Origin of the sequence: Salidesulfovibrio onnuriiensis, assembly GCF_008001235.1 — a bacterium.
GTDB classification, from domain to species: domain Bacteria; phylum Desulfobacterota; class Desulfovibrionia; order Desulfovibrionales; family Desulfovibrionaceae; genus Pseudodesulfovibrio; species Pseudodesulfovibrio onnuriiensis.
The window spans coordinates 2,710,019-2,721,941 of record NZ_CP040751.1 but is presented as its reverse complement, the minus strand read 5'-3'; the positions used below and the strand labels follow the sequence as shown (position 1 = coordinate 2,721,941).

The 11,923-nt window shown below is 59.0% G+C and carries 7 protein-coding genes; 5 read left to right on the top strand and 2 right to left on the bottom strand.

Translation table 11 applies throughout. The features are described from left to right. The first annotated feature begins 125 nt into the window (after window positions 1-125). The gene (locus tag FGL65_RS12355) at window positions 126-893 is read left to right on the top strand and encodes a hypothetical protein (RefSeq protein ID WP_147821488.1); all 768 of its coding nucleotides are present in this window, start codon (window positions 126-128) and stop codon (window positions 891-893) included. On the opposite strand, the gene FGL65_RS12350 is transcribed toward FGL65_RS12355, so the two are convergent. Together FGL65_RS12350 and FGL65_RS12345 are read right to left on the bottom strand one after the other, a co-directional pair. Beyond that, a complete protein-coding gene (locus tag FGL65_RS12350; RefSeq protein WP_147821487.1) occupies window positions 886-1,293 on the bottom strand; it encodes a response regulator in 408 nt (135 codons plus the stop codon). The two genes, FGL65_RS12355 and FGL65_RS12350, sit on opposite strands and share 8 nt — an antisense overlap. Window positions 1,294-1,405: 112 nt before the next feature. Further along, entirely contained in the window at window positions 1,406-2,506 is a 1,101-nt protein-coding gene (locus tag FGL65_RS12345) for an HD domain-containing protein (protein ID WP_147821486.1), read from the bottom strand. 26 nt (window positions 2,507-2,532) lie between these two features. Here FGL65_RS12345 and FGL65_RS12340 point away from each other — a divergent pair, with 26 nt between their 5' ends. The 4 genes from FGL65_RS12340 (at window position 2,533) to FGL65_RS12325 (ending at window position 11,914) form a co-directional block, all read left to right on the top strand. Then, a complete protein-coding gene (locus tag FGL65_RS12340) occupies window positions 2,533-3,447 on the top strand; it encodes a biotin--[acetyl-CoA-carboxylase] ligase (protein WP_147821485.1) in 915 nt (304 codons plus the stop codon). A 71-nt stretch (window positions 3,448-3,518) separates the two neighbouring features. Further along, window positions 3,519-7,220 (top strand): pyruvate carboxylase, encoded by a 3,702-nt coding sequence (locus tag FGL65_RS12335; protein ID WP_147821484.1) that lies wholly within the window; start codon window positions 3,519-3,521, stop codon window positions 7,218-7,220. Between the two features lie 219 nt (window positions 7,221-7,439). Beyond that, a complete protein-coding gene (locus FGL65_RS12330; RefSeq protein ID WP_147821483.1) occupies window positions 7,440-11,033 on the top strand; it encodes a PEP/pyruvate-binding domain-containing protein in 3,594 nt (1,197 codons plus the stop codon). A gap of 80 nt (window positions 11,034-11,113) precedes the next feature. Beyond that, window positions 11,114-11,914 (top strand): DsbA family protein, encoded by an 801-nt coding sequence (locus FGL65_RS12325; RefSeq protein WP_147821482.1) that lies wholly within the window; start codon window positions 11,114-11,116, stop codon window positions 11,912-11,914. Window positions 11,915-11,923: the final 9 nt, after the last annotated feature.

Below are 11,923 nucleotides of genomic sequence, written 5' to 3'. Positions count from 1 at the left end.
AGTTAATGGATGCGCGGGATAGTAGGTGGTTTGCCATGCTTTTTCAACGGAAATATATTGACCATTCCGCAAAGAGGAGGGAAACTTGAAAAGATGAGGGAATATTGCAGCGCCAGGGGGACGATTTGAGCCGTTTTGATGAATTTGCCGACAGTCTGCGTGCGGAAGTGGTCTCGGAAATGGCGGAAACCTATTTCGGCGCCCGCAAGAACATCGACGACATGACCGAGGTGCTTGAACAGTGGGCCCGGGAATTGCGCATCTGGATTCCCCGGCTGGAACGGGCCGCCGACAAGCTGCATGTCCTGCTCCTGGATGAGCGGACCATGCATGATTTCTATGTCGCCCTGGATGTGCTTCCTTCCTGCGTTCCCTTTCCTGCCGGGGGAGAGCGCGCCAATCTGTTCGACAAACTTCCCTTCGCCTTCACCGCGCGAGGACGGTACGCCAAGTGCGTTCTGAAGGCGTATTGGGAATTCCAGCGCTTGGTGGACGAATACCTGAACGGCCGGTACTCATCGCAGCCGGACGAAGGGGGACGCAAGCGCCTGTCGGTGCACTATATCCGCTTCAAGGAGATGTTCGAGTACGTCAACAAGCAGATAGAGAAGGTCAACGCCCGGATGGCTACTGGGGATACGCTGCGCTACCTCAAGCAGATGGATCCTGAATATACGGAAAAGGAACGTGTGCTGGAGGCCTGTGTCGGGGAGTCCTGCGCTCTTAATGTGGAGGCGGAATACAAGCCCATGGAGCTGGCGGGGTTCGAGCTGCCCGAGATTCAGGAATTGCCGCCGGTCGGCAGGGTGCGGGACGAGATAAAGGCCTTCTGCCGGGGCGTATGGGAGCGGCGCGGAAAGGAGATCCAGCGTCTGTTGTCGGAAATCAGTTGATGATTTTTGCCTTTTTCAATTCCGGAATCAGATTATCCTTGAATTTTTCCTTGGGAACAAAGGCGTCGGCCTGATCCTTGAAGAAGGAGACGCTGACATTTTTTACGTCGGAGTGGGCCGTGAGCATCACCAGCTTGAATTCGGCCTGGGGGGCAGTGCCCATTTCCTTTTCCAGAGCGCGCATCTGCTGGACGGCTTCGTGTCCGCTCATGTCCGGCATTTCGATATCCATGAATACGGCGCTGAAGGGCGCGCCCTCCTGGGCATGGTGCTGGAAGAAGAGCAGGGCCTCTTCCCCGTTGCTGGCCATGTAACATTTCGCATACTTTTCCAGTTTGCTGGATGCCAGCAGGGCGAAGCGTTCGTCGTCGTCCACTATGAGAAATTTCTTTTTGCTCATCGATGCACCTTGTCTCGTATCGCTCGGTTGCGGGAACCGGCCTGCGGAAATGGTGGCCTAGCTTGAATACTACTGCCCTGAAATGGGCATGTCAAAGCACGAGGCTTTATAATCATCCGGCAATGGATTGGGCGCGGAGCAGGCGCAGTCTTTCGCCGGAGGCCGCTCCCAGGTTCCGATCTTTCTCGGGCAGGGATACCATCAGGATGGTTGCCAGTTCTGCGCGGGCCTGCGGGGAATGATCCGTGCCCTGGTCGGCAGCGGCCAGCTTGAACAGGGGCTCCGTGATCCTCGCCAGGTGCGCCTCCATGAGCAGGTCGACCCTGGTGCCGGGCCTGAGTTCCGCATAGCGGCCCGCCTTCATGTGCAGCAGGGCGGCCTTCTGCCCGGCCTTGATGTACTTGAGCGGCAGGCGGAGGCGGGTTCCCAGTTGTTCGGCGAGCCGGGCCCCGGTGGATTCGTGGCCGATATGCCGTGGCCATTCCTCCTTTGGCGTGGCGCATTTGCCCAGGTCGTGGCAGAGCGCCATCCAGGCGCAGAGCGGATCTCCCGCCACCTTGTCCATGATTTCCGCAGTGTGCTCAAGCACGTTGGTGTGATGGTGCGGGGGCGGGCCCGCCGGTATGGCGGAGGCTTCGGCCAGCTCCCGGAACCAAGGGCGCAGGCAATCCGCCCTGTCCAGAAGCCTGAGGAAGTTGCCCGGTTTCGGGGTGCCAAGTGCCTTTCTTGTTTCCTGGCCCACGCGGTCGGAAGCTATGTCTCGGATGGCTTCCGAATCAGAGAGCTTTTCCATGGCCTCCAGCAATTCCGGGTGGGGGGAAAATTCAGGCAGCAGCGCATAGAAGCGGGCCGCCCGGAATACGCGGAGCGGATCCTCGAGAAGGGCGGTCCCCGAAGTGGGGCGCAGCACCCGGTTGCTCAGGTCGTCCATGGCCTGGGGGTGGCAGGTCAGTTCGCCCTGCTGGCCCAGGGCCATGGCGTTTATGGTCAGGTCGCGCGCGAGCAGGTCCGCCTCCAGGTTTTTGCCCCGGGGAAAGGCGTATTCCTTGCCCTGGATGAGGAAGACCGGAAAGGCCTTGCCCACTTCTTGCGCTTCGGGAAAGGTTGTCTTGAATTGTTCTTTTGTGGCATTGGTGACAAGATAATCCTTGTCTCGGACGGCGCGTCCGAGTAAAAGATCGCGTACACCACCTCCAACCAGATAAATTTGCATGTGCAGACAGTAACATAAGCCGCATTATGCTTCCACCTGGAATATTCCTCTGGGAACAGGGGTGCGATGGTCTCGCCCCCGCAGACGTTCCCGGCGGTCTTGCCGCCCTCCATCCCAACTGGGCCAAGGATATCACCGTATTGGAACCGTGGATCGGTTCCGAGACTCCGGGCTTTCTTCAAAGCCGGTCCTCCGAGGATTCCGAAACGCCCATCGTTGTCTGCTGCCAGTGCGCCAGCACCATGGATCCCGTCTTTCAGCTTTCCGGCGAAGGCCTGCTGCCCGAGTGGGGAAGCGTGATTGCCGTATCCCAGACGCAGGGCAGGGGGCAACTCAGGAGACATTGGGTGTCCCCTCCCGGGAATCTGTATGTTTCCGTTGTTCTTCCCGAGTGCCGTAGGCATGACCTGTGGGGCGACTGCATGAGCGCACTTCAGCCGTTGCTGGCAGGGTATGTGTTCGCGGTGGCCCTGGAACAGATGGGGGGCGCCGTCAAACTCAAGTGGCCCAACGATTTTTTGCAGGGGGAACGAAAAGTTGGCGGAATGTTGCTGGAAGAGAGAAACGGAATGGTGGTGCTTGGAATGGGGTTAAACCTCGTTGCTTGTCCCGATGATTCCGAAATGCGCAAAGACTGCGCCGCAAAAGCCGGAATTTTGCAATTGCCGAACGGTCCTGTCTCCCCGCTGGAGGTCTGGAAGCGCCTTGTAAATCGGGGTAAAAATATATATACGGCATTGATCGACGCATTTTCGCCATCCGAATTCATATCCCTTGCCGCCGAGCGGCTTGCGTGGGTCGGCCGCATGGTCCAGGTCCACGAGGGGGGCGATCAAGTCTATCAAGCCAGAATTACGGGCCTTTCCGCAGATGGTGGCCTTGTTCTCGATCGGGCCGGAAAAAGGGTGACCCTTTATTCCGGTTCCATACTTCCGGTCTAGTCCGCCGCCGTTCGCAAGGGCGGATGTCCTGCCATGCAGGTTACCAATATTTTAAGGAGAATGGTTGTTTCATGAAGCCCAAGTCTTTTGATCAGGTTCTGGAAGAGATCAGAGGGAAGCGGATTCTCGTTGCCAACAGGGGAATCCCGGCCCGTCGTATATGCCGCTCCATCACGGAGATGTTTGAAGGCATTGCGGTCATGACCGCAACCGATGTCGACAAGACCTCTCCCGCAACCTCCGGCGCCAATGAACTTTTGATGCTGGGCCCCGACCCGCGCGCCTACCTGGACCTGGACAGGGTCATTCAGGAAGCCAAGGCCCGCGATGTGGTCGCCATTCATCCGGGCTGGGGATTCGGCGCCGAAGACGACACCTTCCCCAAACGGTGCGAGGAGGCCGGCATCATCTTCATCGGCCCGCGCCAGGAACCCATGCGCATTCTGGGCAACAAGGTTGCGGTCCGCGCCCTGGCCAAGGAGCAGGGGGTGCCCGTGGTGCCTGGCTCCGAAGGCGCGGTTTCCATTCCCGAGGCGCGCGAGCTGGCAAAGGAAATCGGCTTTCCCATCATGCTCAAGGCCGAGGGCGGCGGCGGTGGGCGCGGCATTTACGAGGTCTACGAGGAATCCGAACTGGAATCCGCCTTTTCCAAGGCCTCGGCCCTGGCGCAGGCTTCCTTCGGCAACCCCCGCCTGTATGTGGAAAAACTGCTGACCTCCATTCGCCATATCGAAATCCAGGTCATTGCCGACAAGTACGGCAATGTCTTTTGCTTTGACGAGCGCGACTGTTCGGTGCAGCGCAACCACCAGAAGCTGGTGGAGATCACTCCCTCGCCGTGGCCCAGGTACACCGAGGAACTGCGCGCCCAGCTCAAGGAATACTCCAGCCGTCTGGTCAAGGCCGTGGGCTACCACAGCCTGGCGACCGTCGAATTTCTGGTGGACCAGGAAGGAACCCCGTATCTCATCGAGGTCAACACCCGTTTGCAGGTGGAACACGGCATCACCGAATGCCGTTACGGCATCGACCTAGTGGAGGAGCAGATCGCCACGGCCTTCGGTTCCGAGCTTCGGTTCAACGACCAGAACACCAAGCCGTACCAGTGGGCCATGCAGTGCCGCATCAACTGCGAGGATCCTCAGAAGGACTTCTCTCCCAACGCGGGCCGCATCACCCGGTATGTTTCCCCGGGCGGGCAGGGCGTGCGCATCGACTCCTGCGTCAGCGACGGGTACATGTTCCCCTCCAACTACGATTCCGCCGCGGCCCTGCTTATCACCTACGGCAGCACCTGGCCGAAGATCGTCTCCCTGACCCAGCGCGCCCTGCGCGAGTACATGATCAGCGGGGTCAAGACCACGATTCCGTTCCACCGCCAGATCATCCGGCATGCGAAGTTCATCGAGGCCGACTACGATACCAATTTCATCCGTCTGCATCGCAACGAGCTCATGGACTATTCGGACCGCGAGCCCGATTCCCTGCGGCTTTCCCGGCTCATCGCCGAGATTTCCGCCAAGGGTCACAACGAATATGTGCAGCTCGGCGAGTACCGGGGCCGCGAGGACAAGCGTGTGGGCCGTTTCGAGCCGGTGCTTCCTGATTTCCCGGCCACGTGCTTCGAGCCCCGTTTCACCCGGGGGATGAAGCGCGATTCCATCCTCGACGCCCTGCGCGAGGACCGTGAAAAGGGCATCGTGCACATGACGGACACCACCACCCGCGACATCACCCAGTCCAACAGCGGCAACAGGTTCCGCCTGGCCGAGGACAAGCTGGTGGGGCCGTATCTGGACAAGTGCGGATTCTTCTCCCTGGAGAATGGCGGCGGCGCGCATTTTCACGTGGCCATGCTGGCCAACATGACCTACCCGTTCACCGAGGCCAGGAAGTGGAACCAGTTCGCGCCCAAGACGCTGAAGCAGATCCTGATCCGTTCCACCAACGTGCTGGGCTACAAACCGCAGCCCAAGAACGTCATGCGCATGACCGGGGAGATGATCAACGAACACTACGATGTGATCCGTTGCTTCGACTTCCTCAACCATATCGAAAATATGCGTCCCTTCGCAGAGGTTGCCCTTAATTCCGAGGCCAACATCTTCGAGCCGGCCATTTCCCTGTCCTGGGCCAAGGGTTTTGACGTGCAGCGCTACATGGACGTCACCGACGAGATCGTTGCCATGTGTGCGGATGTGGCCGGGGTGAGCGCCAAGCAGGCCCAGAAGAAGATCATTCTGGGCCTCAAGGACATGGCCGGCGTCTGCCCGCCGCGTTTCATGCGCGAGCTTATAGGCTCCATCCGGGAGAAGTATCCGGAACTGGTCATCCATTCCCATCGACACTACACCGACGGCCTGTTCGTGCCCACCATGGGTGCGGCCGCCGAGGCCGGTGCGCATATCGTGGACGTGGCCATCGGCGCTGCGGTTCGCTGGTACGGGCAGGGCGAGGTGCTTTCCACCGCCGCCTACATTGAGGACGAAATCGGTCTCGAGACCAACCTGGACAAGGAAATGGTCCGGGCCACCAACTTCGTACTCAAGCAGGTCATGCCGTACTACGACCGGTACACCGCTCCCTATTTCCAGGGCATCGACCATGATGTGGTCAAGCACGGCATGCCGGGCGGCGCAACGTCCTCTTCCCAGGAAGGCGCCATGAAACAGGGCTATATCAAGCTTCTGCCCTACATGCTCAAGTTCCTGGAAGGGACCCGCAAGATCGTGCGCTACCACGACGTGACCCCCGGTTCCCAGATCACCTGGAATACCGCCTTCCTGGCCGTGACCGGTGCGTACAAGCGGGGAGGGGAAGTGGAGGTCCGGCGTTTGCTGAACATTCTGGACATCGTCAACCTGTGCAAGGAAGACGATCTGACTTCCCTCGAGCGCGAGGCGCGTCTGGATCTTTACAGGGATGCGAACGACGCCTTCCGCCAGCTCCTGCTGGGCAAGTACGGCAGGCTGCCCCTGGGCTTCCCCGAGGACTGGGTCTATCAGTCCGCGTTTGGCAAGAACTGGGAAAAGGCCATTGCCAAGCGTACCGAGGAATCCCCGCTGGCCACGCTGGAGGATGTGGATGTGGCCGCCGAGGAGCGCGCCCTGCAGGAGTGCCTTGGTCGTCATCCCTCCCAGGAGGAGCTGGTCATGTACCTTAACCACCCGGGCGACGCCATCAAGACCATCGAGTTTTGCGACAAGTACGGCAACTGCAACAACGTGCCGCTTGATGTCTGGTTCGAAGGCCTGGAAAAGGGCGAGGTGCTTCATTTCCAGGGCGACTGCAAGAAGCCGCACGTCATGCGCGTGCTGGATATTTCCGATCCGGACGAGAACGGCATGTCCATTGTTCGTTACATCGTGGACTCGGAAATTGTCAGCCACCAGGTCAAGGTGGCGGACTCGTTTGCCTCTTCCAAGGAGGCCATTGAAATGGCCGATCCCGCCAACGAGTGCCATGTGGGCTCCCCGTGCAACGGCGACCTCTGGGTCATGCACGTACGCCCTGGCGACATGGTCAAGGCGGGCGAGGAGATCTTCAACGTTTCGGTCATGAAACAGGAAAAGGCCGTCTACGCCCCGGTGGACGGCATGGTGAAGCGCGTTCTCAAGGCCGCAAATTTCCAGGAGGACAAGAAGATGGTTCCGGTGCTGGAAAACGAACTGCTCGTGGAGCTCGGCCCCCCTGCCGAATCCTGCCCCACCTGCAAGTCCACGTTCCCGGCCCAGGACTGCCGCTTCTGCCCCAGCTGCGGCCAGAAAGTATAAGTGGAGGGTCTGGCGGCGGGATTCATTCGTAAGTGTAACGAATAATAATTTATCATTGTCAAGAATTGACGAATCCTGCCGTCAGGCTGTAAGAGGAAAATGTATTGTTGTTTTCAACAAGTGCTCATTGACCTATTACAAGTTATAACAGAGGGTTAAAGCGTCCTGTTGCGGGAGAGACAACCCGAGGCAACAGGCATACCTGATCGGGAGGAAAGCATGGCCACGACCCAGAAGCCCGCGCCCAAAAAGAAAGCCGTCCCCAAAAAAAAGGCTGGCGCAGGTGCTAATACTGAGAGTCTCAAACAGAAACTGGTCCTCAACGGCGCTGATATCGTCGCAATCGGCGAAGAAGCAGAGCTGCTCGTAGGCGGCAAGAACTACAACACGGCTATTATCAGCCAAGTTTCCAACATTCGTGCGCCTGAATTTCGGGCGATCTCTTCCATAGCTTTCCATACCATCCTGGATGAAACAAAGGTTCATGCCTCCCTTGTCCGGTCTACCGTGGACAAGGAGTACAATTCCATTGACTGGAGTTCCGAGGAGATAAACCAGGATTCCGAGTTCCTGCAGAAGTTCGTGCGCCGTCTTGGCCGCAAGGTTCGGGAAAATTCCAAGGACCAGTCCGGCACCCCCATCAAGCTGCGCACCTTCATCAACAACGTGGTCGACGGCTTTGCCACCTCTCCGGAGGGGATCGACCAGTTGCGCAAGCGTTCCGTGCTGGTGCAGACCGCCATTCTTTCCGTGGATATCCCGGAAGATGTCGCTCAGGCCGTCAAGGGCGCTTACCGGGAGATCTGCAAGGAAGCCGGGCTTGAGGACGAACCCGTGGCCGTGCGTTCTTCGGCCGCAGGCGAGGATAGCCGCAAGAAGGCATTTGCGGGCCTTCAGGACACCTATCTCAATATCGTGGGCGAGGACACCTGTCTGGAAGCCTACCATTGGGATTGTTCCTCGGCTTACAACCTGCGCTCCATGACCTACCGCCGCGAGGCCATTCTCGACGCCATCATGAAGGCCGAGCATACCGGCGACGACGCCATTGCCGAACAGGCCAAGAAAGAGTGGGCCATCGAGCACACCTCCCTGTCCGTGTGTATCATGCGCATGATCAATCCGGTCATTTCCGGCACCGCGTTCAGCGCGGATACCGCCACGGGTTGCAGGGGCACGGTCCGCAACGACCTCGTTTCCATCGATGCCAGCTACGGGCTGGGCGAGGCCGTGGTGGGCGGCATGGTCACTCCTGACAAGTATTACGTGTTCCAGCGCGACGGCGGCAAGGAAGTCGTCATCCGCTACATGGGTTGCAAGGACAAGAAGATCGTCTACAAGGACGACGGCTCCGGCACCCACAGCGTTCGGGTTCCCGAAAACGAAGTCTACCGCTGGGCCCTGTCCATTGCCCAGTCCGAGGACGTGGCCCGGGGAGTTCGCGCCATTTCCCAGGCTTATGGCGGCATGATCATGGACACCGAGTTCTGTATAGACAAGTCGGCTCGCCTCTGGTTTGTGCAGGCCCGTCCGGAAACTCGCTGGAACGAGGAATTCGAGCTTCATCCGCACAAGATCTTCATGCGGCGTCTCGAAGTGGACAAGAAGGCCCTTGGCCAGGCCGAGGTCATTCTTGAGGGCAACGGCGCTTCCCGCGGCGCCGGGCAGGGCACGGTCAAGTTCCTGCGTTCCGCCCTGGAGCTGAACAAGGTCAACAAGGGCGATATCCTGGCCGCCGAGCGCACCGACCCGGACATGGTGCCGGGCATGCGTATTGCCTCGGCCATTCTGGCCGACGTGGGCGGCGATACCAGCCACGCGGCCATCACTTCGCGTGAGCTGGGCATTCCGGCCATCATCGGCATTCAGCGCCTGGAAGTGCTGCGCGCCCTGGACGGTCAGGAAATCACTGTCGACGGTTCCCGTGGCAAGGTCTACCGCGGCATGCTGCCCCTGCAGGAAGTCGGCGGCGAGATCGACGTCAGCGAATTGCCCGAAACCAAGACCAAGGTCGGCCTGATCCTGGCGGACGTGGGCCAGTCCCTGTTCCTGTCCAGGCTGCGCAATGTCCCCGACTTCGAGGTCGGGCTGCTTCGCGCCGAGTTCATGCTTGGCAATATCGGCGTCCATCCCATGGCCCTGGAAGCGTACGACAACGATACGCTGGACGGCATTGTCGATAACAAGCTGCATGAGCTGGACAACCAGCTCACCAAGGTCATGAAGGACCAGCTGGCCTCCGGGCTGGTGACCCTGCCCTTGAAGCTGCGCCAGTATGTGGGCCAGATCACCGGCCTGACCCGTGAGATGGACACCCTGGCCGAGCAGGAAGGCACCCGGGGCACCGACGAGGTTTTGGCTATCCACCGCAAGCTGCGCGAGATGGACAAGAAGCTCGACGACCACATCACCATGTCCACCGAGCGGCTGGACGTGCTCAAGACCTCCATCAAGCTCAAGGATCATGTGGCTGTCATCTATGGTTTCCACGATCAGCTGCAGCCCGAGCCGACACAGCGTTCCGAGGAGTGGAAGGTCTGGCGCGACCACAAGGACGATGTGGCCGCCATTGTGCGCAAGATTAAGGACAACCCGCAGATCGTGGGTTACATCAACAAGGTCCGTGAGTTGCGCGAGGAAGTGGGTCTCAAGATGGGGCTCAAGTCCGAAATCGACGAAATCAGTTCCCTGCCCGAACGCATTCGCAAGCTGCTGGAATCCCGCGGCTACCGCACGGGCAAGGAAAACTATATCCAGACCCTGTCTCAGGGCCTGGCGCTCTTTGCCATGGCCTTCTATGGCAGCGACATCATTTACAGAACCACGGACTTCAAGTCCAACGAGTACCGCAACCTGCTGGGCGGCCTGCTTTTCGAGGCCCACGAAGACAACCCCATGATGGGATATCGCGGTGTTTCGCGTAACATTCACGACTGGGAACTGGAGGCCTTCAAGCTGGCGCGCGGCATTTACGGCGGCAAGAATCTGAGCATCATGTTCCCGTTCGTGCGCACCCTGGAAGAAGCCCGCAGCATGAAGCGTTACCTCAAGCAGGTGCACAACCTGCAGTCCGGCAAGGACGGCCTCAAGGTCATCCTCATGGCCGAGATCCCGAGCAACGCCATCCTGTGCAAGGAATTCCTCAAGGAAGTAGACGGCTTCTCCATCGGTTCCAATGACATGACCCAGATGGTGCTGGCCACGGACCGCGACAACTCCAGCCTGCAGCATATCTATGACGAAGAGGATCCGGCAGTTGTCTGGGCCATTCTCTGCGCCATATTCTCGGGCCAGAAATATGGCAAGAAGGTTGGCTTCTGCGGGCAGGGCGTTTCCAACAGCCTGATCCTGCGCGGCCTGGTGGCCATCGCCGGTATCGTCTCCGCATCCGTGGTGCCCGATACCTACCACCAGACCAAGCTGGACATGGCCGCCATCGAGGCCGAGGACATTCCGACCAGTGAACTGGGCGCGTGGGTCAAGCAGCAGCACATGGAAAACCTGAAGGTGCTGCTCCAGGAGAAGAACTACAACCACATCCTGAAGAAATACAAATCCCCCGAGGATTTTATGGAGTGGTACGAAGGCGAACTCGACCGTTTCAGCGAACAGCTTCGCGACAACATCGAAACGCCCAAGGAAGAGTTCTACCGCGCCGAATTGGAGCAGTTCCGCAGCACGTTCCACAAGCCGGTCATCTATGCTTCCTGGGATTGGGACCACACCGTGGAAGACGCCTTGCGCCATGCCGGTTTTGCCTCCTTCGACGAACAGGCCGAAGCGCTCAAGGTGCAGCGGAGCAAGAAGTGGTAAAACGGATTCAAATCAGGTAATACAGGGCGGCTTCACCATTGGGTGGGGCCGCCTTCTTCATTCTAGTATCAGGAGAAACAATGAATCGATTGCTCGTTCCGCTCATATTGTCGATTATGGTCTGCGCCGGGTGCACCGCGGCATCGTCCGGAAACCGGAATGCCGCCTTTGAAAAGCAGTTGCGTCAGACGCTCGAGGAGCATCCGGAGATCGTTCTGGAAGCCCTTTCCCGGAACAAGGTGGAAATGCTCACCCTGGTGGAGCAGGGCGCGAGGGAGCGGGAAATGCTCAAGCGCGAAGCCGCGTGGAAGCTTGAGGCCGCCAATCCTCTCAAGCCGGTTGTCTCCGGGGACAGGCCCGTATACGGCAACAGGGACGCTGAAATAACCATTGTGGAATATTCCGATTTCCTGTGCCCGTACTGCGGTCGGGGCAAGATGACGGTTAAGGGCTTGGTGGATGATTCCAACGGCAGGCTGCGTGTTGTCTTCAAGCACGTGCCGCTTCATGACGGCGCAGATATCCTGGCCGCCATGTTCGAAGCCGTGGGCATGCAGGACCAGGACAAGGCCTGGGTCTATGCGGAAAAGGTTTTTGAACGTCAGGCGGAATTCTTTCGTTCGGGCAAGGACGTCATCAATCAGGTGCTTGCCGAATTGGATATAGATGTCCAGCGGGCCTGGAAGGACGCCGAAAGCAAGGCCGTGAAGGAGCGTATTGCCGGTGACATGGCCGAAGCGGAGAAGTTCGGCATCAGCGGGACCCCCACCTACATCGTGGGTGGGATCAAGGTTCGCGGAGCCTTGCCCAGGAAGTACTTCGAGAGGGTGCTCAACATCCTTGAGGAGGAACAATCCGTGTGTGAGGATTGCTTGAATTAGAAAGTGGAA